At 59.8% G+C, this 23743-nt stretch carries 19 protein-coding genes; 7 read left to right on the top strand and 12 right to left on the bottom strand.

All coding sequences use genetic code 11. From position 1 onward, the window contains the following. Positions 1-75: 75 nt before the first annotated feature. The gene (locus BTE54_RS01380; protein WP_078051223.1) at positions 76-561 is read left to right on the top strand and encodes a DUF523 domain-containing protein; all 486 of its coding nucleotides are present in this window, start codon (positions 76-78) and stop codon (positions 559-561) included. A 115-nt stretch (positions 562-676) separates the two neighbouring features. Here the strand turns inward: BTE54_RS01380 and BTE54_RS01375 are convergent, their stop codons facing one another. From BTE54_RS01375 to purD, 3 genes are all read right to left on the bottom strand, one after another. Next, on the bottom strand, positions 677-2500 hold the full coding sequence (locus tag BTE54_RS01375) for a methyl-accepting chemotaxis protein (RefSeq protein ID WP_078051222.1): 1824 nt from the start codon (positions 2498-2500) through the stop codon (positions 677-679). A gap of 326 nt (positions 2501-2826) precedes the next feature. Further along, positions 2827-3336 (bottom strand): plant virulence effector HPE1-like domain-containing protein, encoded by a 510-nt coding sequence (locus tag BTE54_RS01370; RefSeq protein ID WP_065654400.1) that lies wholly within the window; start codon positions 3334-3336, stop codon positions 2827-2829. A 157-nt stretch (positions 3337-3493) separates the two neighbouring features. Continuing rightward, positions 3494-4765, bottom strand: coding sequence for a phosphoribosylamine--glycine ligase (gene purD / locus BTE54_RS01365; RefSeq protein ID WP_065654399.1), 1272 nt, complete (start codon positions 4763-4765; stop codon positions 3494-3496). A gap of 213 nt (positions 4766-4978) precedes the next feature. Here purD and BTE54_RS01360 point away from each other — a divergent pair, with 213 nt between their 5' ends. The 4 genes from BTE54_RS01360 (at position 4979) to ubiA (ending at position 10686) form a co-directional block, all read left to right on the top strand. Then, a complete protein-coding gene (locus BTE54_RS01360) occupies positions 4979-7297 on the top strand; it encodes a Tex family protein (protein ID WP_078051221.1) in 2319 nt (772 codons plus the stop codon). Between the two features lie 168 nt (positions 7298-7465). After that, positions 7466-8722: a cyclopropane-fatty-acyl-phospholipid synthase family protein gene (locus BTE54_RS01355; RefSeq protein ID WP_078051220.1), complete on the top strand. Its 1257-nt coding sequence runs from the start codon at positions 7466-7468 to the stop codon at positions 8720-8722. A gap of 88 nt (positions 8723-8810) precedes the next feature. Beyond that, positions 8811-9611 (top strand): MipA/OmpV family protein, encoded by an 801-nt coding sequence (locus BTE54_RS01350; protein WP_031234593.1) that lies wholly within the window; start codon positions 8811-8813, stop codon positions 9609-9611. Between the two features lie 121 nt (positions 9612-9732). Then, the gene (gene ubiA / locus BTE54_RS01345; RefSeq protein ID WP_020813621.1) at positions 9733-10686 is read left to right on the top strand and encodes a 4-hydroxybenzoate octaprenyltransferase; all 954 of its coding nucleotides are present in this window, start codon (positions 9733-9735) and stop codon (positions 10684-10686) included. Between the two features lie 78 nt (positions 10687-10764). Here ubiA and BTE54_RS01340 read toward each other — a convergent pair whose 3' ends face one another. Then, positions 10765-11331, bottom strand: coding sequence for a DUF6101 family protein (locus BTE54_RS01340; RefSeq protein WP_003503226.1), 567 nt, complete (start codon positions 11329-11331; stop codon positions 10765-10767). A gap of 366 nt (positions 11332-11697) precedes the next feature. Between BTE54_RS01340 and BTE54_RS01335 the strand changes: the two genes are divergently transcribed. Next, the gene (locus BTE54_RS01335; RefSeq protein WP_065654395.1) at positions 11698-14136 is read left to right on the top strand and encodes a DUF1217 domain-containing protein; all 2439 of its coding nucleotides are present in this window, start codon (positions 11698-11700) and stop codon (positions 14134-14136) included. Between the two features lie 108 nt (positions 14137-14244). Here the strand turns inward: BTE54_RS01335 and BTE54_RS01330 are convergent, their stop codons facing one another. Further along, complete coding sequence (locus BTE54_RS01330) at positions 14245-15195, bottom strand: LysR substrate-binding domain-containing protein (RefSeq protein WP_004432791.1); 951 nt, start codon at positions 15193-15195, stop codon at positions 14245-14247. A gap of 203 nt (positions 15196-15398) precedes the next feature. Between BTE54_RS01330 and BTE54_RS01325 the strand changes: the two genes are divergently transcribed. Continuing rightward, positions 15399-15692 (top strand): DUF1127 domain-containing protein, encoded by a 294-nt coding sequence (locus tag BTE54_RS01325; protein ID WP_004432794.1) that lies wholly within the window; start codon positions 15399-15401, stop codon positions 15690-15692. Between the two features lie 223 nt (positions 15693-15915). On the opposite strand, the gene BTE54_RS01320 is transcribed toward BTE54_RS01325, so the two are convergent. From BTE54_RS01320 to BTE54_RS01290, 7 genes are all read right to left on the bottom strand, one after another. Beyond that, entirely contained in the window at positions 15916-17289 is a 1374-nt protein-coding gene (locus BTE54_RS01320) for a glutamate--cysteine ligase (protein WP_004432797.1), read from the bottom strand. Positions 17290-17407: 118 nt separating this feature from the next. Further along, on the bottom strand, positions 17408-18145 hold the full coding sequence (locus BTE54_RS01315; RefSeq protein WP_065654393.1) for a 16S rRNA (uracil(1498)-N(3))-methyltransferase: 738 nt from the start codon (positions 18143-18145) through the stop codon (positions 17408-17410). 17 nt (positions 18146-18162) lie between these two features. Then, on the bottom strand, positions 18163-19668 hold the full coding sequence (locus BTE54_RS01310) for an inorganic phosphate transporter (protein ID WP_065654392.1): 1506 nt from the start codon (positions 19666-19668) through the stop codon (positions 18163-18165). 162 nt (positions 19669-19830) lie between these two features. Further along, on the bottom strand, positions 19831-20271 hold the full coding sequence (locus BTE54_RS01305; protein ID WP_004432806.1) for an NUDIX hydrolase: 441 nt from the start codon (positions 20269-20271) through the stop codon (positions 19831-19833). A gap of 299 nt (positions 20272-20570) precedes the next feature. Further along, positions 20571-21317: an HAD-IIB family hydrolase gene (locus BTE54_RS01300; RefSeq protein ID WP_078051218.1), complete on the bottom strand. Its 747-nt coding sequence runs from the start codon at positions 21315-21317 to the stop codon at positions 20571-20573. After that, positions 21314-22660 carry a glycosyltransferase family 1 protein gene (locus BTE54_RS01295; RefSeq protein WP_161987672.1) on the bottom strand — a complete coding sequence of 449 codons (1347 nt, stop codon included), beginning with the start codon at positions 22658-22660 and terminating at the stop codon, positions 21314-21316. The genes BTE54_RS01300 and BTE54_RS01295 overlap by 4 nt, the downstream gene beginning before the upstream one ends. 103 nt (positions 22661-22763) lie before the next feature. Beyond that, a complete protein-coding gene (locus tag BTE54_RS01290) occupies positions 22764-23537 on the bottom strand; it encodes a FadR/GntR family transcriptional regulator (RefSeq protein ID WP_065654388.1) in 774 nt (257 codons plus the stop codon). Positions 23538-23743 lie beyond the last annotated feature (206 nt).

Raw genomic sequence — 23743 nt, 5'->3', positions numbered from 1 at the left:
GGGGAGATGCCCGGCAGGGCAGAGGGGGGTATTTTCGGCTTCCACGCTTGCCGGGAGCGTTTTAGATTTATCGACATGACCCCCAAAATCCTCATCAGCGCCTGCCTCCTCGGCCAACCGGTCCGCTATGACGGCAGAGGCAAACCCTTCGCCCACCCGGCGATAGACCGCTGGCGAAGCGAGGGCAGGCTGGTCACGATCTGTCCGGAGATGGCGGGCGGTATGCCCGTGCCGCGGCCTCCGGCGGAAATCGAAAATGGTGCCTCCGGTCTCGATGTGCTGGAGGGCTGCGCCCGCGTGCTGGAAGTGACCGGTGGCGATGTCACGGCGCAATTTATCGCAGGTGCGGAAAGGGCGCTGGCCTTCGCCAGGGCCAATGGCTGCACATATGCGCTTCTGATTGACGGCAGCCCGTCCTGTGGATCCGTTGCAATCTATGACGGGTCGTTTTCCGGCGTCAAACATGCGGGCAATGGGGTGACGGCGGCGGTGCTCGAAAAAGCCGGTATTGCCGTATTTTCACCTGCCGATATCGACCGGCTGGATGCGCTGACCCGTTAGAGTGTTTTGGAGCATTTGCGGACGCAAAACCGGGCTCAACTTTTCCTGGAATGCTTGAAAAGAAAACGCCGGGGTTTCCCCCGGCGCCTGTATTCATCGATAGCTCTCGGGCGCATCACCCCGCCATGCGCATCTCATGCGCCATCGCATGCAGCTGGTGGCCGGAAGAGACACGGAAACCGCGGATGAGGTTCAGCAGTTCCTCGGTGTCGACGGCCAGCGCTTCCGCCGAAGCCGTGGTTTCTTCCGCCATTGCCGCATTGTGCTGGGTGGCGACATCGAGTTGGTTGAGCGACGAGGAGATCGAGCGCAGCGTCGTATCCTGTTCGGCGGCCGAATGGGCGATCTTGCTGACGATTTCGTTTGCGGATTTGATCTGATCCGAGATGCGTTTCAGCGCATCGCCGGCCTCGCCGACAAGGCGCACGCCGTTTTCCACCTGGGCGGAAGAGCGGGCGATCTGGTCCTTGATCTCCTTGGCGGCGGCGGCGGATTTCTGCGCCAGTTCGCGCACTTCCTGCGCCACCACGGCAAAGCCCTTGCCGGCCTCACCGGCACGCGCCGCTTCCACACCGGCATTCAGCGCCAGAAGGTTGGTCTGGAAGGCAATGTCGTCGATCACGCCGATGATGTTGGAAATCTGGTCGGATGACTGCTCGATACCGCTCATCGCGGTGATCGCTTCTTCCACCACCCGGTCGCTGCGGATGGCTTCGGAGCTTACGGTGGTGACGCGCTTGGCGGCGTCGGCCGCCCCTTCCGCCGTCTGGCGCACCGCAACCGTCAATTCATCGAGAGCGGCCGAGGTTTCTTCCAGATTGGCAGCCTGCCGTTCGGTGCGCTGCGAAAGCTCGTTGGAAGCCTTGCGGATTTCCTCCTTGGAGCCGCCGATGTCGATGCTCTTGGAATTCACCTTGGCCATGGCGGCGTCGAGATGGATCAGGGCCTCGTTGAAATTGTCGCGCAGCGCCGCATAACGATTGCCGAGATCGCCGCAACGTACGGTCAGATCGCCGCCGGCGAGCTTCTCCAGCGCCTCGCCGATGGTGGTGACGACACGTGCCTGCAATTCCGCCTCGTCGCGCTGCATGTCGAGATTGTTCTGGCGCTCGGCATTGAGCTGTCGCTGCTGTTCTTCCTCACGGCGCTGCATGGCATGGCGCTCGCGCACCTTGTCCTGCAGCGAGGCGGTGGCCTTCGCCATCATGCCCACCTCGTTGGTCAGGCCGGTATGGGGAATGGCGAGCGAAACGTTTTCATTGGCCACTTCACCAAGTGCGCGGTGGATGTCGCCGAGCGGCTTCGAAATGCCACGGATGACGTAGAAGGCTGCGGCAAGCGCCAGCACGAAGATCAGCGCGCCTATCGACAGCGCCTTCATCACATCGCCGCGCACCTGCGCGTTCAGATCATCGATATAAACGCCGGTCACGACCACCACCTGCCACGGCTCGAAGGCAAGCGCATAGGAGCTCTTGGCGTAGTCATTGCCTTCCATGCCGGGCTTCGGACCGTAAAAATCCGTCTGGCCGCCGCCATTGCGGCCAAGCCGCACCAGCTCGTCGCGATAGGCGAACCCCTTGCTGTCCGGCTTGCCCTTGAAGCTTTCGCCGACGCGCTTGGCATCGGGATGGAACTTCATCGTCACGTCGTAATCGTAACCGAACAGATAGCCGTCCGGCGTGAAGCGCATGGCGCTGACAGTCGCGTAAGCCTGTTTCATGGCCTCGTCGCGCGAAAGCGTTCCGGCCCTTTCCTTGTCGTGGAAGGATTGCAGGATGGAGATCGCCGATTGCACCTGCGTCCGCAGCATGCCGTAGCGTTCCTCATAGATAGCATCGGTGGCGGATTTCAGCTGGTAAAACGTCGCCACGGCGAAGGCGGCCATCAGGGCCACCACGAGAACGATCAACTGACGGGAAATGGAAAGGTTCTTCATGGGCGCTCACAAGCGTTTGGGATCGCGCGCCCGAAAACGCCGCGCGGTACCGATGTTTCGGAGAAGGGAGAGGCGCATGATGCGCGATAAAAGGGCCCAAAAGCGCGTGTCCGCGCCGTGGCCTCATTCTGTGCTGCATCGCACTATAGACGCACTTAGCGGCTAAAAATTTGAATAAATATTTAATTAGCGAAAGCTTTATCAGGCCCGACAGGTAGAATATGCGGGAGAAAAAGCAATATTCCCCGTATGGTTGCGGCGCCATTTCGGGAATGCAGCGATGACGCGATTATTTGACCTTCGTCATGAAAGACGTCATCGGCCGGTCAATTGCCGCGCAATTGGAAATCCGGGAACTGGGGGGCGGCGATCACCGAGGCGCTGGCCGGTTCGGCTGCGTTTTCGGTGGAAATTTCCTTGACGGCTGCCGTGGTCGTCGTCACGTCGATACCGGCCGATGTCGAAACCGTCTCAGCGGGATGTGCCACGGGTTCTGCGTCGTCATAGGTCGCGATGGCCGTGCTCGGGGTTTCCGCCATCCATGCCGGATTGGTGCTGACGAAGGTAACGGGCGCGCCGCCAAGCCAGGCTTCGGTGCGCAGCAGGGTGCGCTTGCCGTCGACTTCGCGCATTTCCGTGTGCTGCGTGCCCGGCTCAATGGAGGGAACGGCGTAACCCTGCGCCACGGCTTTGCCCTTCATGGGCTTGCAGCCCGCGCAATCGCGACGAATGAAGCTGCCGTTGGCCACATGCACGCCGTTTATATATTCGATGGAAGACGCCATCGCCGACCCGCCGGTCAGCGCGACAATCGCTGTCAGAAAAAGACGACGCATCGAAAAACCCCCGAAATGACGGCGCGGCCTCATGATCGAGACGCAATGCGCCATTCAATGTTCCGGCAAGTATTACCGATGTTTCGTTTCCATCGGGTCAGCAAACTTGGTAAAAATTGAACGAAATATTCGCGCCCAATCCCGTTTACCTTAAGGATCAGGCCTTTTCGCGGGCGACGGCCTGCCAGCCGATATCGCGGCGGCAGAAGCCGTTTTCCCACTCCACCTTGTCGGCCAGCGCATAGGCGCGGGACTGCGCTTCCGTGACGGTCTTTCCAAGGGCGGTAACGTTCAGCACGCGTCCGCCCGTCGCCACCAGCCCGCCGTCCTTCAGCGCGGTTCCGGCATGGAACACCTTCGCCTCTTCGCTGGCCTCGGGAATATGGGCGATCGGCGTGTTCTTGTTGTAAGCGCCGGGATAACCCTTCGAAGCGAGAACGACGGTCAGCGCCGCATCGTCGCGCCATTCCGCCTCAACCTTGTCCAGCGTGCCGGTGGCGGTGGCGTAGAGGATCGGCAGCAGATCGCTTTTCAGGCGCATCATCAGCACCTGGCATTCGGGATCGCCGAAACGCACATTGTATTCGATAAGTTCCGGGCCCTTGGCGGTAATCATCAACCCGGCGAAGAACACGCCGGAGAAGGGGTTGCCATCCTTGGCCATGCCCGAGATCGTCGGCTCGATGATCTCCTTCATGGTGCGCTCCACCATGGCCGGTGTCATCACAGGAGCGGGGGAATAGGCACCCATGCCGCCGGTATTCGGGCCGGTATCGCCATCGCCGACGCGCTTGTGATCCTGCGCGGTGGCGAGCGCCAGCGCGGTCTTGCCGTCGGAAAGGCAGAAGAAGCTTGCTTCTTCGCCATCGAGAAAGGCCTCCACCACCACTTCGGCGCCGGCCGCGCCGAAAGCGCCGTCGAAACAGTCGTCAATCGCGGCAAGCGCTTCCGCTTCCGTCATGGCCACGGTCACGCCCTTGCCGGCGGCAAGCCCGTCCGCCTTGATGACGATGGGAGCGCCCTGTTGACGAACATAATCCTTGGCCGGTTCGGCGGTCTTGAAACGCTGGTAGGCGCCGGTCGGAATATCGTAGCGCGCGCAGAGATCCTTGGTGAAGCCCTTGGAGCCTTCCAGCTGGGCGGCGGCTTTCGAGGGGCCGAAGGTGGCGATGCCGGCGGCGCGCAGGTCATCCGCAAGACCCGCAACCAGCGGCGCTTCCGGACCGACGACGACGAAGTCGATTGCCTTTTCCTTGGCAAAGGCGATGACGGCCGCATGGTCTTCCACATCAAGCGCCACCAGTGTCGCATGGTCGGCAATGCCGGGATTGCCGGGAGCGGCATAAAGCTCATCGAGCAGGGGAGACTGGGCGATTTTCCACGCCAGCGCATGTTCGCGTCCGCCGGAACCGATCAACAGAACTTTCATGGTCAATATCCCTGCAAATTCGCCAGTAACCTTGTGTCAGGGGCGTTAAGGGCAGGGGGGCGAAAGGTCAAGGAGAAAGCGCCGCAAATACCCGTCTTTCCCTTGAAGGCCGCCTTTCCTGTGGAATCGTTGCCGCCTCTTGTTGTCACGCCACAATCAGACATTATGTTCGCCGCTCCAGACGTGAAAGCAGAGAACCCCCAAGAGTCCCCTATGACCGCAGACAATGCCCGCCTCGCCTCGCTCATCGCCACCGAAATCAACGCCCGCCCCGATCAGGTAAAGGCGGCGGTGGCGCTGCTGGACGAGGGTGCAACCGTTCCCTTCATCGCCCGTTACCGCAAGGAAGTGACGGGAGGGCTGGACGACACCCAGCTTCGCACGCTTTCGGAACGTCTTGTCTATCTGCGCGAACTTAATGCGCGCCGCGCCTCCATCGTCGATTCCATCACCGGTCAGGGCAAGATGACCGATGAACTGATGGTCAAGATCATGCAGGCGGGCACCAAGGCGGAGCTGGAAGACCTCTACCTGCCCTATAAGCCCAAGCGCCGCACCCGTGCCGAAATCGCCCGCGAACGCGGTCTCGACCCGCTGGCAGAAGCGATATGGGAGAACCGCGCCGCCGATCCGGCGAAACTGGCGGAAGCATATGTTCGGGGTGAGGTGGCCGATGTGAAGGCGGCACTGGAGGGCGCGCGCGACATCGTGGCGGAAACCATGACGGAAAATGCCGATCTGCTTGGTCGCCTGCGCGATTACATGCGCCAGAACGCCACCTTCCGCGCCAAGGTGGTGGATGGCAAGCAGGCGGCGGGTGAGAAGTTCTCCGACTATTTCGATCATTTCGAGCGCTGGGCGACGGTGCCGGGCCACCGGGCGCTGGCCATGCTGCGCGGCTGGAACGAGGAAGTGCTGACGCTGACAATCGATGTCGATGCGGACGATCCCTCACCGGTCAAACCCGCACAGCGTACCATCGCCGCCGCCTTCGATATCCGCAATGCCGGCCCCGCCGATCAATGGCTGATGGAAGTGGCTGGCTGGACCTGGCGGGTGAAGCTTTCCATGTCGCTCTCGCTCGATCTGATGCGCGAATTGCGCGAGCGCGCGGAAGAAGAGGCGATCCATGTTTTCGCCCGCAATCTCAAGGATTTGCTGCTGGCAGCCCCCGCCGGCTCCCGCGCCACCATGGGGCTCGATCCGGGCATCCGCACCGGCGTCAAGGTGGCTGTGGTGGATGGCACCGGCAAGCTTCTGGACACCACGACGGTTTATCCCTTCCCGCCGAAGAACGACGTGCGCGGCACGCAGGCGGAACTTGCTGTCCTCATCCGCAAGCACAATGTCGAACTGATCGCCATCGGCAATGGCACCGGCAGCCGCGAGACGGAAAAGCTGGTCGCCGATCTTCTGGCGCAGATGCCCGCTTCGGGCGCGAAGCCCACCAAGGTCATCGTCTCGGAGGCGGGCGCTTCGGTCTATTCCGCTTCGGAACGGGCGGCGGCCGAATTTCCCAATCTCGATGTTTCGCTGCGCGGCGCCGTCTCCATCGCCCGCCGCCTTCAGGATCCGCTGGCGGAACTGGTGAAGATCGAGCCGAAATCCATCGGGGTCGGCCAGTACCAGCATGATGTCGATCAGGGCCGTCTCAGCCGCTCGCTCGATGCTGTCGTGGAAGATGCGGTGAACGCTGTCGGCGTCGATCTCAATACGGCCTCTTCGCCGCTTCTGGCGCGGGTATCCGGTCTTGGCAGCTCGATTGCCGATGCCATCGTCGCCCATCGCGACCAGACCGGCCCCTTCGCCAGCCGTAAGGAACTGCTGAAGGTGCCGCGTCTCGGCCAGCGCACCTTCGAACAATGCGCCGGCTTCCTGCGCATCCCGAACGGCAAGGAGCCGCTGGATGCTTCCTCGGTTCACCCGGAAGCCTATGGCGTGGCGAAAAAGATCGTCGCCGCCTGCGGCCGCGATCTGCGCTCGCTGATGGGCGATAGCGCCGCGTTGAAGGCGCTCGATCCGAAGAAGTTCATCGACGAGCAATTCGGCCTGCCGACCGTGAAAGACATCATCGCCGAACTGGAAAAGCCCGGCCGCGACCCGCGCCCGAGCTTCAAGACCGCGACCTTCGCCGAGGGTGTAGACGAGATCACCGATCTGAAACCGGGCATGCTTCTGGAAGGCACCGTCACCAATGTCGCCGCCTTCGGTGCTTTCGTGGATATCGGCGTACATCAGGACGGGCTGGTGCATGTCTCGCAACTAGCCGACCGTTTCGTGAAAGACCCGCATGAGGTCGTGAAGGCGGGCGATGTGGTCAAGGTGCGGGTCGTGGAAGTGGATGTGAAGCGCAAGCGCATCGGTCTCACCATGCGCAAGGATGGCGGCGAGGCAGCGCCGCAGCCGATGCGCGAAAAGGGCAATGCCAGCGCCATGCGGCACGCGACATCCAAGCCGAAAGAGCGCAACGAGGGGTCGCAAACCGGTGGTGCGCTTGCCGCCGCTCTGGCTGAAGCCATGAAGCGACGCTGACCTGCGGTTGAAATGATTTTTTACCAAAAAGCCCCGCCAAATACCCCGGCGGGGCTTTTTGCTTGATGAAATCGTTCAATTTTTTTGAAATAAGACTATCTTGAAACTTGTGCCGAAAGGAATACGGTCAGCGAAATTGATAAGTGAGACTTAGCAATTGGGGGTGCCATGGCGTCGTCTCTGCATGTTCTTCTCGAAAAGATAATCAAGACCGGTGATCTCACCGTCAACAGCCCGGGCGGCAGCCGTACATTCGGCAACGGCGCGGGAAAAAAGGTGGTTCTGAACTTCACCGACGAAGCCGCCATGCAGGAGATCGCCGCCGATCCGGCGCTGAAGCTGGCTGAAATGTATATGGAAGGTCGGGCGAAGGTCGCGGAAGGCGACATCTACGATTTTCTGGCGCTGGTCAAAGGCAATACGCTGAGCGAGGCGCTGTCCTTCGGCATGATTTGGCGCGGCATGGCCCGCATCATCGCCGCCCGCATCAAGATGCATCTGCCGGTCAACCACAACAAGAGCAACGTCGCCCATCATTACGATCTGAGCGCCAAGCTGTTCGATCTTTTCCTCGATGAGGACTGGCAATATTCCTGCGCCTATTTCAATCCGCCCGGCATCGGTCTCTATGAAGCGCAGGTCGCGAAAAAACGGCACATAGCCGCCAAGCTGATGACCGAGCCGGGCCAGAGCGTGCTGGAAATCGGCTCCGGCTGGGGCGGCATGGCGATGTATATTGCCGAAAGCGCCGGTGCGGATGTGACCGGCATTACGCTCAGCGAAGAACAGCTGCGCGTTTCCCGCGACCGCGCCGCCAAACGCGGCCTTGCGGCAAATGTCCGGTTCGAATTGCAGGACTATCGCTACCTGCCGGCTTCGAAAAAATACGATCGCATCGTCTCCGTCGGCATGTTCGAACATGTCGGGCCGACCCATTATCGCGATTATTTCGACAAGGTGGCGGAGGTGCTCGACGACAAGGGCGTGATGGTGCTGCATTCCATCGGCCAGCCCTATCCGGCGCTGGCGACCAACCCCTTCATCGAAAAATATATTTTCCCCGGCGGGTATATTCCCTCGCTTGCCGAGGTGCTGCCGGCCATCGAAAAATCGCGGCTGCTGGTGAAGGATATCGAAATCCTGCCCATGCATTACGCCCATACGCTTCGCCACTGGCGGGAGCGTTTCGTGGCGCGCAGGGCAGAAGCGGTAGCGCTTTATGACGAACGCTTCTTCCGCATGTGGGAATTTTATCTGGCGGGGTCGGAAATGGCCTTTACCCACGAAAACTTCCACATTTTCCAGATCCAGATCGCCAAGGATCGCGATGCCGTGCCGCATAGTCGCGACTACATTGCGCAGAACGAAGCGAAGCTGCTGGAATTCGAGAAGACGCGCACGCCGCTGGAGAAGGTGACGTTCTGACGAGGGCCCAGTGACGGTTAATGGAATGGAAAGACAATCCCTCTAATTCTACGGACACCTGTCTGTATTGCGTTTCTGGGGTTCTTTCATGTTCAAGCCATCAGCGGCAGCCGCCGCCTGTGTCCTGTCGCTTTTTGCCGTGGGCAATGCCCATGCGGAAGGCTGGTTTTCCGGCGACTGGTATCTGAAGCTCGGCGGCGCGGGTTTTACCGCACCGAAATATCAGGGCGACAACAAGAATGAATTCGGCTTTTCGCCCATCATTTCGCTCGGCCGTCAGGGCCAGGGCGCGCGTTTCACCTCGCGTAACGACAGCGCCTCGATTTCGCTTCTGGACAATGGCCCGATCAGCATGGGTCTTGCCGGAAAGCTGGTATCCCCGCGTGACGAGGGCGACTCGTCCGATCTGAAGGGCATGACTCGCATCAAGCGCGGCGGCGAGCTTGGCGGTTTCGCCGAGGCCTATCCGACCGACTGGCTGCGCGTTCGCGGCGAAGTCCGTCAGGGCATTCGCAGCCATAGCGGCGTGGTCGGCGATGTTGCCGTCGATGCCTTCACCGATATCGCCCCCGGCATCCAGATTTCTGCCGGTCCGCGCGCGACATGGGTGAGCAGCAAATACAATGAGCGTTATTACGGCGTAAGCGCCGCGCAGACGGCTGCCGGCGCGCCATCGCCCTATAGCCCGGGCGGCGGCCTGCATTCCGCCGGCATCGGCGCTGCCATCACCTGGAAAGTCACCGAAAACGCCGAAGTCGGCTCGTTTGCGGAATATCGCCGCCTGACCGGTGACGCCGCCGACAGTTCGCTAGTGCGCGAGCGCGGCTCGAAGAACCAGTTCATCATCGGCGTTCAGGCGAGCTACAAGTTCAATTTCTCGCTGCCCTGATAAATAGCCGAGATATCGTCCTGCAAAGCCCCGTCACGAAACCGCTGCGGGGCTTTTCCGCGTGTGCGGCCGGGTGCTGAAATCCATTCCGATTTTCCTGCCGATGCTGTAGAACCATCCCATGGTTCACCACAGCGATTTGTCAGATCGCGTCTCCGACGCGCCATCCAATAACTGGGTCTATCGGATTTTGCCGAGGCCCCTCTGGCCCTATGCGCAGCTGGCCCGTTGGGATCGCCCCATCGGCTGGCAATTGCTGATGTGGCCATGTTTCTGGTCCGCAGCCCTTGCGGCAAATGTCGCGATGGCGAGCGGCGGCTTTTCCTGGGCGACGCTGATCTGGCATCTGGTGCTGTTCTTCATCGGATCGGTGGCGATGCGCGGCGCGGGTTGCACCTATAACGATCTGGCTGACCACAAGATCGACATGGCCGTGGCGCGCACCCGTTCGCGGCCGCTGCCTTCCGGCCGTGTGAGCCGGTCGCAGGCCAAGCTCTTCATCGTCCTGCAGGCGCTTGCGGGGCTTGTCGTGCTCCTGCAGTTCAACAGTTTCGCAATCGCGACTGGCATATTCTCGCTGATCTTCGTGGCGATTTATCCCTTCGCCAAGCGCTTCACCAACTGGCCGCAATTTTTCCTCGGCCTTGCCTTTTCCTGGGGTGCGCCGATGGGGTGGGCGGGACAGTTCGGATCGATCGCCTGGCCGGCTGTCTTGCTTTATGTCGGCTCCATCGCCTGGACGATCGGTTATGATACAATCTACGCCCATCAGGACAAGGAAGACGACACCGCCGTGGGCATCGGTTCGACCGCCCTGCTGTTTGGAGAGAACACACATCGCTGGCTGGTTTTCCTTTATGGCACAGCCCTTGTCATGATGTTCCTGTCGTTCTGGGTCGCGGGTGTTAACGTCATTGCCTATAGCGGCCTTGCCGCCGCGGCCATCATGCTGTTCCGGCAGGTCTGGGTGCTTAATATCGACGATGTCGACCAGTGCCTCGTGCTGTTCAAATCCAACAACCGCGTCGGCGTGCTGATTTTCGCGGGCCTCATCCTGCCGCTCCTGCTGGCGTAAGCCTGTGAAAACACGGAATGAAAAAGCCCGGCCGCGTCATCCGCGCCGGGCTTTTTTGATTTGTCTGGCTGAAGATTATCAGCTGCGGGCGATGATTTCCTTGCCCTCGATCTTCATACTCATGCCCAGCGAACCGGTGGAGCGGCGAACGAGGAAGCGCGGGCGACGCTCCGCGAAATAGGAATGGCGGCGGCGCGGGCGGGTATTCTGGGTGCGCACCTTGCCGAGATGTTCTTCCAGCGGACGGGCGACGCCATCGGCTTCCACCATCAGCATGGGAATACGGTAGGCCTCGGACCAGCTGCGCCAGTCGGCGGCGATATCGCAGAGATCGTGGGCGACGAGAAGCGGAACGCAGAGATCCGGATCGTCATGGTGCAGCTCCAGCGTCACCGTTACCTGTCCATCGCCATGGTCGATGGCGCGGGCGGCAACGCCCTTGAAGGCGCGGGCTGGCAAAGCGAAGGACAAAGGCAGGCCGGAAGAGGACAGAACCTTTCTCAGAACGGCGCCCCGTTCATCGAGAGTGACGGCGACATCGGTCGCGCCATTGCCTTTTCCATAAGTGACCTGTTGCGGAAAACGTGCCGGGTCGAGTCTGAGAGTGGCGACGGCCCAGTCGGGCTTCAGAACGGTCTTGGTCATGTTTATTCTACCCTTGTTTTACCTGAGAGCCGGTTTCCGGTCTTCTCATCGGGACTTTTCGTCCTCTGATGTCGGGAGAATATCCGCCGCATGTTCGAGACTGCTTAAAAATCGCGGTTAAGAAAACTTTGCATTCCCAAATGGTTAGCAAAACACACTGTGGCATGGTTTCGCTTAGGTAAAAGAGATCGGGACAATGCGGTTTTTATCCCGGCCGAAATTGTGCTCTTTCAAGCTCCGGGCAAGGCGTCTCCCGCATAGTCAGGCAAAGGCTTGCCGTGCGTCCCGATGGAGGCGCGATGGGTGGATTGAAAACCGGAGCATTCGGCGTCTGAAGCGACGCGCGGGTCTCCAGGGGGCATTCGGATGGTATCGACTTATCTCAGCTACGACCTCATCAACCGCGATATGAAGGCAAGCCTGTCGCGCGTGTCGCAGCAGGGGCTCATCGAGCGGCAGACGACATATTACAAGGAAAACATCGGCAATGTGAAAAGCGTCGATGAGTTCCTCGACAATTACCAGCTCTATTCCTATGCCATGGATGCCTTTGGTCTCGGCGAGATGACCTATGCCAAGGCCTTCATGAAAAAGGTGCTGGAAAGCGATCTGAACGACCAGAACAGCTTCGCCAACAAGCTCACCGATGAGCGGTATCGGGAATTCGCCGCAGCCTTCAACTTCACCACATCGACGAAGACGGTTCAGACGGAAGCGCAGCTCGACAAGATGATCGGGCTTTACGATACGTCGATAACCGATCTCGATGACAGCCTTGCGGAAGAGACCCGTTATTACAAGGCGATCGTCGGCACGGTGACCAATGTCGACCAGCTGCTGCGCAACGACCGCACCCGCGCCTATATCTTTCAGGTCTTCGGCATCGATGAGAAGACCTATTCCTATGCCCATATCAAGGGATTGATGACGAGCGACATCAACGATCCCGACAGCTACATCAACCAGAAATACGGCGCGGCCTATAATGACGCGGTCGAAAAACTGACGATGAAGGGCAATATCGAGCTGCACGCGCAGGTCACCGCCCGGATTACCGCAATCGACACCGAACTCGCCGGCACCGGTTTGACGGCCGAGGAGCGCACGGCGCTGGAGGCGGAAAAGGTGACGCGCCAGGACCAGCTGACCCAGCTCGAGGCGGTGTTGCCGCCGCAGGATGAGTGGGAAGCGAAGCTCGCCGCCATCAAGGCCGAGCAGACGACGCTCACCAGCACCGTGACGCAATATAACAAGATGGCGCAGCTCGCCACCGCCTTCGAGTTCAAGAACGACGGCACGGTGACCGCCGGTCAAGCGCAGACGGCGGATAATCTCAAGGCCCTGACGGATGCCTATATCGGCAGCGCCCCGCGCGTGACGCCGACCGTCGCCACGCTGAACCGCGATTATTTCGAATCAAAGATCGGTTCGATCAAGACGGTAACCGAACTGACGTCGGATACCCGGCTTCTCAACTATATCAGGACGGCCTTCGACCTGAACGACCTCACAGTCGTCACGGCAACGATCCAGAATATCCTGACCAGCGATCTGAGCGATCCGAGCAACTACATCGCGACCGTTGGCAAGAACGACAAGCGTTATATTGCCTTGAGAAATGCCTTCAATTTCCAGACCGACGGAACGCTGGCAGCCGGCACGACACCACAGACGACGGCACAGACCGCGACCACCACCAGCGGTTATATGACCTATTATAACGACAAGGATGACGCCGCCGACGAGAAGGCGCTGAAGCTGTTCAAGAGCGATATAGCCAGCGTCACATCCGTCAAGGATTTCATCGACAGCAGCGCGGTCTATACCTATGCGCTGAAAGCCGTCGGCCTCGATCCGGCCAAGGTGAATTCTGCCGATATTCGCAAGGTCCTCACCAGCGATCTGCAGGATAAAAAGAGCTTCGTCTACACGCTGAAAGACGAGCGTTATGTCAAGCTGGCGGAGCTGTTCAATTTCGCCTCCGATGGCAGCGTCGGAACACCGGTTCTGGCGCAGTCGGAAATCGAGATGCAGACCATGTCGGCCGACTACATCAAGAAAAAATCGGCTTTCGGCACGGAAAAGGACAAGGAAACGGCGAAGAAGGAATCGGAATATTTCACGGCCGAGATGCAGAAGATCAAGACGCTCAAGGAATTCCTGAGCGATGATCGCCTGACGAAATTCGCGATGGAATCGCTCGGCATCGATCCCGAAAGCGTGACGAAGGAACAGCTCGAAAAGGCCTTCACCTCGAAGCTCGATGACAAGGACAGTTACGTCAACAAGGAGATGGATCCGGTCTTCCGCCGCCTCGTCACCGCCTTCAACTTCAATACCGACGGTACGCTTCTTCACGAGGACCGCAGCCTGATCCAGACGCGGCGCGGCCTTTACGAGACGCTGGACAACTACCTCACCCAGACGCTGGAAACGCAGGCGGGCGAAGAAAATGCCGGCGTGCGCCTGGCGCTCTATTTCCAGCGCATGGCGGCCGGAACGACGTCCTATTACTCGATCCTCGCCGACACGGCGCTCCAGAGCTTCATCAATACCACTTTCGGGATTCCGGACGAGCTCGCCAATGCCGAGGTCGATACGCAGGTGACGATGATGAAGAAATATTTCGACATCGAGGATTTTCAGGATCCGGAAAAGGTCAAGAAGCTGGTCGCCCGTTTCACCATCATGTACGACAATCAGCAGAACACCACCGATCCGATCATGACGCTCTTCAACGGCAGCGGTTCGGTGGGCATCAGCGCCGATACGCTGCTGGCGGTTGCCACGCTGCGGGCGCGGTAACACAGAAAGCGCGGACGAGCGAGGGGAGGAGCGGGGTTAGCCGGCTTGAGGCTGATGACGATGCCTCCCGCATAGGCGGACGCCATCCCCGGGATTTGTACTATCCTCTTACCACCCCGGCAGCATGTGCCCGGCGCGCAGGCGCGGCATCTTGGGGTAGGTCTTTACATCGCTGTCCATTTCGTCGGCAACGCTCATCGGCGAGATATTGTCGAGGCAGGCGGTGATGTGATCGGTGATGGCGTTCACCAGCGAGGGGGAAAGGCCGGGCCGTTTCATCAGGCCGATCTGCACCGGCGGCAGGGGCGGGAAGCCGTCCGCGGCGGTCAGAACCTTCATGCCGGTGCGCAGCGCCGATTCCGGCAGCACTGAGACGGCCATGCCCGCCAGCACGGCAGCGGCGACGACGGTGGAAGACCAGCTCGTGAACAGGACCTGATAGTCCCGCCCATCGGCATCGAGCGCTGAACAGGCAAGCTGGCGCCAGTGGCAATCGCGCCGCCCGACGGCGAGCGGCACGGGTGCATCGTCCTTCAGCGGATGGTTGGCGGAAGCGACCCAGCAGAGCGGTTCGGTGCGCACCACATCCGAGGAGCGCGCGCGCGGATTATGGGTGACGAGGGCGATATCCAGCTCGCCCCGCGCCATTTTTTCGGCAAGGCTGACCGAAGGTTCGCAGACGATATAAAGCTCGACATTGGGATGGGTCTTGGCGAAGCGCCCGATAATCTCCGGCATGTAGCGGTCGGCATAGTCATCGGGTGTGCCGATGCGCAGCATGCCTTCCAGCCGGTTGTCGTCGAAGGCGGCGATTGCCTCGTTATTGAGGCGGATGATGCGGCGGGCGTAATTCATCAGCTTCTCGCCCTCCGCCGTCAGGCGGTTGCCACGCCCGTCCTTGGCGAAAAGCTGCTTGCCGATCCGTTCTTCCAGCCGTCGCATCTGCATGGAAACGGCGGATTGCGTCTTGAAAACGCGGTCTGCGGCCTTGGTGAAGCTGCCCGTATCGACGATGGCGATGAAGGTATGCAGCTGATCTATGTCGAGAGGTGCGGACATGGATGGTCATCCATCAGAATGATTGATGCCTCACATTAGAAACATTCGTTGGACTGATCAATAGTCTTGCGACATTTTGACACCCAGCAAATCAATATCAACCCCGGGCCGGCGAAACGTCAGGCCCCCAACCCGAGGCAGCTTCTCGCGCGTGGTGCGCCGGGGGCGGTGCCGCATCGTGCCGTTACGAAAGGATAAGTGTCATGCGCACGGCAGAACGGAGAATGGAACTGGAACTCGCAACCTCCAGGCAGAACGATACGCTTCGTCGTGTCGCCGGCCTCTTTGCTTTCCGCGTCAAAACGTTCTTGCAGCGCATCTACAATCGTATCGTGGCCAATGGTCTCACGGAACTCGATGACCGCCTTCTGGCCGATATCGGTCTGGCGCGCTCGGATGTGAGGGATGCGCTGAATACCGGCCTGCTCGAGGATCCGACCGCCCATCTGACCCGCGCCGCACGCAACCGCGCGGTGACCCGGTTCAAGACCGTTTAAAGCATTTCCAGGAAAAGCGGGCCCCGGTTTTCCGTCCGGAAATGCGCCAAAACGTTCCAGAATGTTCGGGCAATTCCGGCAGACCTCCAGCCGCCGGAATTGCTTTCGAACGGAAAAGTTTTCCCCGCAGGGTGATTTGCCAATAGCCCTGCCTTTGCCCGGTGTCAGGCCCCTCGGCCGCGCCGGGCTTTTTTAATGGCGGCGCAATTTTAGCGGCACTGCCTCAATACTGATATTCTTCGAACACCGGCAGCACGGAGCCGCCCCAGCGACCGTTGTAAAGCGCAAGCAGGTCTTCGGCGAGCGTGGTCTTCTTGGCAAGAACTTCATCCAGCGACGACAGGAACACGGTTTCGTCCTGGCCTTCGCCGTTCAGGCGCTTGCGGTTTTTGAGGCCGGTGCGGGAAATATCCAGCACCTCGCGGGCGAGACCGAGAAGCGGCTTGCCGGCGATCTCGGCGGAAAGACCCTTGGCCGGAACGGCATCGCGAAGGGCGATGACCTCATCGAAGCTCCAGCCGGCGGTCAGCGCATCGGCAGCTGTCAGCGCCTCGTCATCGTAAAGAAGGCCGACCCAGAAAGCGGGAAGGGCGCAGATGCGTCTCCACGGGCCGCCATCCGCACCGCGCATTTCCAGAAAGCGCTTCAGGCGCACATCCGGGAACAGGGTGGAAAGATGGTTCGTCCAGTCACCCATGGTCGGCTGCCAGTCGGCGATTTCACCCTTCAGCGCACCGTTCATGAACTGGCGGAAAGTGACATGGGTGCAATCATGATATTTGCCGTCGCGCACGATGAAATACATCGGCACGTCGAGCGCCCATTCCACATAGTCCTTGAAGCCGAAGTCATCGCTGAAGGTGAAGGGCAGCACTCCCGAGCGGCGATTGTCGGTGTCGCGCCAGATATCGCCGCGCCAGGAAAGAAGACCGTTCGGCTTGCCTTCGGTGAAGGGCGAGGAGGCGAAAAGCGCTGTTGCCAGCGATTGCAGCTTCATGGAAACGCGCATCTTCCGGCGCATGTCCGCTTCGGAGGAAAAATCGAGATTAACCTGAATGGTGCAGGTGCGGTACATCATGTCGAGACCCTTGGTCCCGACTTTCGGCATATAGCGCGTCATGATCGCGTAACGCGATTTCGGCATGCGTGGCGTTTCGTCATAGCTCCACAGCGGGCTGCCGCCGATGCCGAGGAAACGGATGCCCATCGGCTCGGCCACTTCGCGCAGTGTCGCCAGATGCTGGTTGGATTCCTTGCAGGTCTGGTGCAGGTTTTCGAGCGGCGCGCCCGACAGCTCGAACTGGCCGCCCGGCTCGATGGAAATGGCGCCCATGCCGTGCTGCTCGCCAAGGCCGATGATGTTTCCGCCGTCCATGATCGGCTCCCAGCCGAGCTTTTCCTGCATGCCCTTCAAAAGTGCTGAAATGCTGGCTTCGCCGAAATAGGGAACGGGACTGTTATCCTCGCGGAAAAACGCGAATTTTTCATGTTCGGTGCCGATGCGGAAGTCGGCTTCAGCTTTGCAACCGCCCGCCAGATAATCTGTAAGCTCCGTGACGGAGGAGAGGGGGGTCTGGTCGGTCGTGTCGCGTGCCATGGCTTACCTTGTTATGACGTCTCTGTTGCGGCGAGGCATATGATTGGCAGATAGGGCCGGATCGTATCCGGAGGCAAATGAATTTCTTTTAAAGATGCATGAAGCGCAATGGGGCCATTCAATTCCAGTCGCCGATCGCCGCCTGAATGACCGCGAGCGCAGCGACGGCGGCCGTATCGGCCCTCAGGATACGCGGCCCCAGCGGAATGGGGGTAACGAAGGCAAGGCCGCGCAGAAGCTCCCTTTCTTCCTCGGAAAATCCGCCTTCCGGGCCGACCAGCAGGGCAAGTTTGCGCTCCGTGACGGCTTGCAGGATCGGCAGCGGATTTTGCCCCGCATCGCCTTCGTCGCAATAGATGATGCGCCGGTCGTGGGGCCAGCTCTCGAGCATGTCCTTCAGTTTCACCGGCTCGGCCACCTCGGGCAGGGACAGTATGCCGCACTGCTCGGCGGCTTCGATGGCGTTGGCGCGCAGTTTTTCGGTGTTATGGATTTTGCCCTGAACATGCTGCGTCATCACCGGCTGCAACAGGCCGGCGCCCATCTCCACCGCCTTCTGCACCAGATAATCCATGCGCCCGACTTTCAGCGGCGCGAAAAGATAATGCAGGTCCGGGGCGTTCGGCTGGGGCCGTGTCTGCTCGAGGGGGACGAGCACGATCTTCTTGCGGCTCGGAAAGGCAAGTTTCGCTTTCCATTCGCCATCGCGACCGTTGAACAGCAGGATTTCCGCACCGTCGGTCATGCGCAGCACATTGGCGAGATAGTTGAACTGTTCCCCCGTCGCCTCCTGCGCGACGCCTTCGACAAGGCTGGCTTCGATATACAGGCGTTGCATCCGGAAATTGGCGCGCATGGGATTCTGTTTCTGGTTCAGAGAAAGAGGGACGACATGAGCCAGTAAAGCAGCGCCGCAAGCGCTGCACTGGAAGGAACGGTGACCAGCCAGGCGGCGATGATCGTCATGAAGTGGGAGCGGCGGACGAGATAACGGCGGCGTATTTCGGAAGGATTGTCGGCATATCTTTCGGACCGGCGGGGCCTGCCGTCACCAGCCTGAACGAGCTCCTGCCGCCGCCGCGACGATTGCGTGTACCATTCGCGGAAGAAACCGACGCCGAACACCGCGCCGATTGCCGTGTGGGTGGTGCTGACCGGCAGGCCGAAGCGTGAGGCAACGAGCACGGTGAGCGCCGTGGCCACGGAAACGCAGAAGGCGCGCATCGGATTGAGCTTGGTGATCTGCTCGCCGACGAGACGGATGAGGCGCGGGCCATAAAGAAGAATACCGCAGGAAAGCCCGAAGGCACCGACCAGCATTACCCACATCGGTGCGCGGGCGGATGTGCTCACCGCCTCGTCATGCAGGGCCCGCACGATGGCAACAACGGGCCCGATGGCATTCGAAACGTCGTTCGCCCCATGGGCGAAAGACATAAGGCCGGCGGCGAGAACCAGCGGCCACTGGAACAGGATTCGAAGCGACTGGTTGCGGTTTTCCAATCCTTCCGATTGTTTGCGGATGATCGGCACGCAGAGCCGCCAGACCACGAGCCCTGTCACCAGCCCAGTGAGGCTGGCATGGCCAAGCGACACATGCATGAGCTGCCGCAATCCCACCCAGATGAGATAGGCCATAAAGACGCCCGCCATCAAACCGATGAGAACCGGAACCCACAGTCGGGCGGAGGTGAGCTTGTCCTCGCGGTAAATGATGAATTCCTTGATGAAAGCAAGGATGGCGACGGCGATGATGGCGCTGATAAAGGGTGCCAGAACCCATGCGAAGGCAATGCTGCCGAGCGAAATCCAGTCGACCGCCTTCGCCCCATAGGCGGCCATTCCCGCGCCCGCAACCCCGCCCACCACCGTATGGGTGGTGGAAATCGGCGCCTTGGTCCATGTCGAGATATTGACGAGAAGGCCGGCGGCGAGAAGCGCCGACAGCATCGCCCATGAAAAGGCGGTCCTGTCGGGAATTGTCTCGATGTTGATGATGCCGCTGGAAATGGTCTCGACCACATTGCCGCCGGTGATCAGCGCGCCGGCAATCTCGCAGATGGCGGCAATGATGAGGGCGGCGGCAAGCGGCATGGCTTTGGCCCCAACCGCCGGGCCGACATTGTTCGTGACGTCATTCGCGCCGATATTGATAGCCATATAGGCGCCGATGGCGACGGCGGCGATGATGATGACCGAACCCGCGGTGCCGGTGACGAAGACGCCGGCGAAGATGGCCGCCAGGACAACGAACATGAACCCCGCGCCAAGGCCGGCAAGCTGCTGCGTGACATGCAGCGTCGCCTCTTCGACACGGGTAATCTTGTCGAGATCCTTGTCGAGCGTCGGTTTCATATTCGATGGCGGCTTGATTGCCATTCAGACCTCGTTTGCCAGCATTCCCTTTCGTCCGGCAGTGTCGCAGGTTAAAGGCAATTTTACAGAAAGACTGTTACATCTCGCACATCTTTCCAAAAGGAAAGACGATAAAAGCCATGTTGGAAAAACAAACTGCACATTGCCACGTTCGAGGCGGGCGCGCTATTTCGAATGCGTCATCCGTTTGTCGAAAGCGAGCATCAGTGCTTTCAATTCCGGCTCGTTGACGCGTTTTCCCGCTTCCTGGGGGCTGACCCATTCCAGCCGTCTGGATTGTTTTTCGGGAAAGCTTTCCTGCATCTCCGAAACTTCGAGCAGATGCACCTGAACCCTGCACGGCACGTTGACGCCGCTGTTCAGCTTTTTCTCATATTCGTAATAACCGAAGGGCGCCTTTTCCACCGTGCCTTTGACACCGGCTTCCTCATAGGCTTCCTGTTCGGCCACCGCATGGGCCTTCTTGTTGGCCATGGGCCAGCCCTTGGGAATGACCCAGCGCCCCGTATCCCGGCTGGTCAGCAGCAACACTTCCGGCTCCGGGTTCTTCTTGGACAATCGATAGCACAGCGCCGCATATTGCTGTCGCGGCGGTCTGCGCAACATCAAGCCAACATCTGTCGCCAATCGATTCAAAATCTTCAATCCGGATTGATCCTTTTTTGCCGGGTAGTGATAATTGCTAATATAGATGTGCCGTAAGTTCCGCCAATCCCCTTTCACCCATAACCCACTACTGTCTTCACGCTGATGAAGCCTGCGGGCAAAGGTGGGCATGGTAGATATGCGAACAAAGCTGCGACCGGGTGGTTCCCCGGCCGGACAGCCGATGCGGTAATACCCTCTCCGCCCGCCTTCAGGCATACGGATTGCAAAGCCGCTATGAATTGTAGCCGGGGCTGGTTTTAGTCCGGGGTTAATCCCCAGTGCCGGAGGCCTTCGACCACACCGTCCGCTTCCTTCGCAGCCGAGTGAAAGAAGCGCGTATCATGATATGTCAGCGAGACGAGCTCCGGCAGGGCATTGCCCACGATCACGCCGCGAATATTCTTTAGCTCAAACATCGCCCTATCATTGCCAGTATCGCCTGCAACCACTGATTCGTCGAGGCCGATCTGTAGTTGTCCACATAGCCATGTCAGCGCGGCACCCTTATCGGCGGCTTTCGGCAAGACGTCGAGGTCGCGGTCGCTGGAATAGACGATACGGGCATCGATATCGGCCGCCGCAAGCGCGGCCTCAATCTCTTCGAGCGCGGCGTCATCGGCGTCATGCAGGAACCAGCTCGATTTCAAGCCGTGCTGGTAACGCTCTTCCTGCATCGTCACACCGGGAATTCCGGCCATGACCTCGGCAATCTTCTGGGGGTCGAAACCGGTGCCGAGAGACTGTGTATAGGCGTTTGCCAACTCGCCTCGCTCTTTCGCGTGCAGCATGGTGCCGACCCCGCCAATGACGTAGTCGGGCTGCGGCAGCGGCACCTCTTCGAGAAGCGCAAGCTGGTCGTCGATCAGCCTGCCACTATTGAAAACCAGAAGGGGACGTTGACCCTCCGGCAACGAATGCCAGAAATCGCGGAACCGGCGCGTGGCGTCGTTATCGCCGACGACGGTTCCGTCGAGATCGGTGGAAAAAAGGCGAAGCGGTTTCAATCGCCGTCGTTCCATGGTTCGGCCCAATCGGCTTCTTCCAGAACCGGCATCATGGTCCTGCCTTCCACAAGGGCGAGAAGCTGCTGGGCAATGCCGGTCCATGTGAACAGGCTGCGCGCCTTGTGAGCCCCCATGCGGGAAAGCCGCCCGTAAAGTCGCTCATGCTTGAACGGCTTCATCATGGTGATGCCGAGGTCTTCCTTGTCGAAAGGATCGGCAAACAGCGCATGGCGGCCGTAACTGACGGCCCGGAACAACCCGCCATGAATGGTAACGACGGTTGGCGTGCCGCTCGCCATCGCTTCGATAGCGGTCATGCCGAAAGGTTCGTAACGGCTGGAAAGCACGAAAAGATCGGCGGCGCGATAGATGTCCGGCAGGTCTTCATCCGCGACATAACCGGAAAACGCCACCTTATCCTCTAGGCCGAGCGCTTTCACCCGCTCCTTCAACTGGTTGAGGATCGTGGTTTCCTGCTCGTCCATATTCTCGCCGCCGACCGCCAGATGCAGCCGGGCTTCCGGTTCGCGCTCGGCAAGAACGGAGAAACCGTCGATCAGCAGGTCATAACCCTTGTTGGTCGCAAGGCGTCCGAGCGCCAGCACCGTCTTGCCCTCGAAACCGAAACGCTGCCGGATCATCTGCCGCGTCGCATCGGAAACCGGGAAGAAACGGTTGTCGTCATAACCCGGCGGGATCATGTGGATGTGCTTGCGCTTCAGACCGTAATCCTCGATCAGAACGTCGAGCTGCACCGGCGTCGTGGCAATCACCATATCGCAGCTGCGATAGATGATCAGCTCGTGCTGGATACGTTCCCTGAAGTTGAATTCCAGTTCGAACGTATCGGCCTTTTCCGGATAGTCGGTTTCCATCTGGCGCTTTTTCCAGATGCCGAGCGAATGCGGCGTGTGCAAATGTGGGATTTTCAGCGCTTCGGAAAGCCGCTGGCCGGCGACGCCCGCATCCCAATAATGGCTGTTGATGAACGAATAATTCAGGTCGTTTTTCTTGATGAAGCGCAGTGCATTTTCGCACCACTCCATCAGGTGACGGTGCAGATATTCCTTGGGAATGAAATCGCGCCCGCCGCAGGGAATGCGCACCACGCGGACGCGCTCATCGACCTCATCGAATTCCGGCTGGTCTTCGAAGCGGCGGGTGTAAAGATCGACAGTATAACCTAGCTGGCCGAGTTTGCGTGCAAGCTCAAGCACATAAACCACCTGTCCACCGGTGTCCGCAGCGCCCAGCGGCGGGTGCGCGGCGACATAGCCATGCGTCGATATGAGAGCTATCCGCGGATAGCGTTCAGTTTCGCTCGTGGTCGTCATGGGTCCCATCTTGGTAAATTTTTCCAATTAACCCGATAAAAAGACCAAAGCGCACAAAAGGTTCCATCAAAATCTGAAAAAACCGGGTGCCGCATTTCGCCGGATGGCGTTTTCAGGGGCTTCGCTGCTGCTGCCTCAGGCGCGAAATCCGGTCCCATTCCCGCGCCTGATGCGCCTTGGATGTCGTCTCCACGATGAAGTCGATATGGGCCTCCGCCGCCGCCCTTGCCGCAGCCGCATCGCCGGCGGCAATCGCATCGTGGATGGCGATATGTTGCCTCAGCACCTCGTCATGGGCGCCCGCGACAGTGAAGATGAGATGGCGATTGTAGAAGATGTCATCGCTCAGAAGCCGATAGCAGGAGCGCAACGTGTGCATCAGCACGATATTATGCGCCGCTTCGCCGATGGCGTTGTGAAATTCCACATCGCCCGCAAGCTCTTCTTCGAAACGGCCCGCCTCATGCGCTTCCCGCATTCTGTCCACGATGGCGGCAAGGTTGCGCCTGTCCGGCTCGGTCGCGCGCTGTGCGGCAAGTTCGGCGGTCATGCCTTCGATATAGCGGCGATATTCGAGGAAATCGCGCGTCGCCCGGCTGTGGCGGGTAATCAGCGCGCTCAAGGGATCGGAAAAGACCGGGCCGACAATATCGGCGACATAGGTGCCGCCGCCATGCCGGCTGGTAAGAAGGCCACGGGTCTCAAGCTCCTTCAGCGCTTCCCGCAGGATAGGCCGCGAGACATCGAGGCGTTGCGCCAGTTCGCGCTCGCCGGGCAGCCTGTCGCCATCCCGCAATATGCCGTCGAGGATCAGTTCCTCGAAACGTAAGATCACCTCCTGCGATGTGCGGCTGTGCTCGATGCGCGCAAAAAGCGTTTCGTCCATCGCAGAAGTCTCCGGCGAAATCCCGACCCGTATTTCGATGGGAGGCAAATTATCAGCGAAGCATCGCACTGGTCAAATATTCTATCCAGTTCCGCGCCTCATCCGTGCCATGCCTGCGGCAACACGGCATCTGCCTTTTCGAATTGGCTTTTGTTAAAGCAGCAGCAGGACAGGGTGACGATGGCGGATTTTTCCGCCAGGTGGAT

Origin of the sequence: Agrobacterium sp. YIC 4121 (assembly GCF_002008205.1) — a bacterium.
Taxonomy (GTDB): domain Bacteria; phylum Pseudomonadota; class Alphaproteobacteria; order Rhizobiales; family Rhizobiaceae; genus Agrobacterium; species Agrobacterium leguminum.
This window is presented reverse-complemented; position numbering and strand designations above follow the sequence as displayed.